This window comes from Streptomyces sp. WAC 04229, from assembly GCF_003947455.1.
In the GTDB taxonomy this organism is placed as follows: Bacteria; Actinomycetota; Actinomycetes; order Streptomycetales; family Streptomycetaceae; genus Streptomyces.
Genome location: NZ_QHJH01000394.1, coordinates 1 through 1,455, shown reverse-complemented (window position 1 = coordinate 1,455; position 1,455 = coordinate 1). Strand labels below are relative to the sequence as shown.

2 protein-coding genes are annotated in these 1,455 nt (G+C 74.0%); both read right to left on the bottom strand.

The window, feature by feature from the left end; genetic code table 11:
• On the bottom strand, positions 1 to 1,150 hold a 1,150-nt coding region (locus tag DMH12_RS38470; protein ID WP_148107611.1), incomplete at its 3' end, for an acetoin utilization protein AcuC.
• Positions 1,101 to 1,455: MFS transporter (locus DMH12_RS38465; RefSeq protein ID WP_148107610.1), on the bottom strand; the 355-nt coding region annotated here is incomplete at its 5' end. The genes DMH12_RS38470 and DMH12_RS38465, both read right to left, overlap by 50 nt.

Here is a 1,455-nt window from a genome sequence, read left to right as displayed (position 1 = left end):
AAACCCCGCCCCGCCGAGCCGCCACCCCCGCCGGGTCCAGCCGGTCCGCGGGGTCGTCCCCCTCCTCCCACGAGGCCCACCCCACCGGCCACCGCCCGTCGGTCATCCGCACCGGCCCCAGCTGCCGCGTCCGCGCGAACCCCTCCTGCCGCCACCCCTCGGGAATCACCGTCTCCGGCTCCACCGGCCGCCCCGCCGCGATCCCCACCAGATGCGCCCACGACCGGGGCACCACGTCCACCACGGCGTACCCGCCCCCGCCAAGGGCCACCCACCGCCCACCGGCGTACGCGTGCGCCAGCTCGTGACACGCCACCTGCACCGCCCGCTGCGCGTCCAGCGACACCGCGAGATGCGCCAGCGGATCCTCGAAGTGCGTGTCCGCACCGTGCTGTGTCACCAGCACCTGCGGCCGGAAGTCCGCGAGCACCTCCGGCACCACCGCGTGGAACGCCCGCACCCACCCCGCGTCCCCGGTCCCCGCCGGCAGGGCGATGTTCACCGCCGACCCCTCGGCACACTCCGCGCCCGTCTCCTCGGGCCACCCGGTCTGCGGGAACAGCGTCCGCGGATGCTCGTGCAGCGACACCGTCAGCACCCGCGGGTCCTCCCAGAACGCCGCCTGCACCCCGTCCCCGTGGTGCACGTCCACATCGACGTACGCGACCCGCTCGGCCCCCAGCTCCAGCAGCCGTGCGATCGCCAGCGCCGCGTCGTTGTACACGCAGAACCCCGAGGCCGCGCCCGGCATCGCGTGGTGCAGCCCGCCCGCGAAGTTCACCGCGTGCAGCGCCTGACCGCGCCAGACCGCCTCCGCCGCCCCCACCGACTGCCCGGCGATCAGCGCCGACACCTCGTGCATCCGCGCGAAGGCGGGGTCGTCGACGGTCCCCAGCCCGTACGAGCCGTCCGCCGCGCCCGGATCCACCGACGCCGCCTTCACCGCGTCGATGTAGTCCTGCCGGTGCACGAGCCGCAGCGTCGACTCGCCGGCCGCCCGCGCCGCGACGACCTCCACCTCCCGGTCGAGCCCGAGGGCACCGACCAGACTTCGGGTCAGCGCCAGCCGGACCGGATCCATCGGATGCTCCGGCCCGAAGTCATAGCCCGTTACTGCCTCGTCCCACATCAGCTGTGCGCGGCCGCTCATGCCCGCCACCGTATCGGTCCGGTTGAGTCTCGAACGACCGGGCGTACACGACCGTCACCAGCACCAACACCATCGGTACGAGCATCGCCCCGCGGTAGCTCCAGGCGTCGCCGAGCGCTCCCACCAACGGCGAACCGACCAGGAAGCCGACGTAGTTGAACACGTTGAGCCGCGCCACCGCCGCGTCCGACGCCCCAGGACCGTACTTCTCGGTCGCGAGCCGCCCGGCCGCGGCGAACGTCTGCGGCACCAGCACACACAACCCCAGCCCCAGCAGCGTGAACCCGAGCATCCCCACCCAGGCC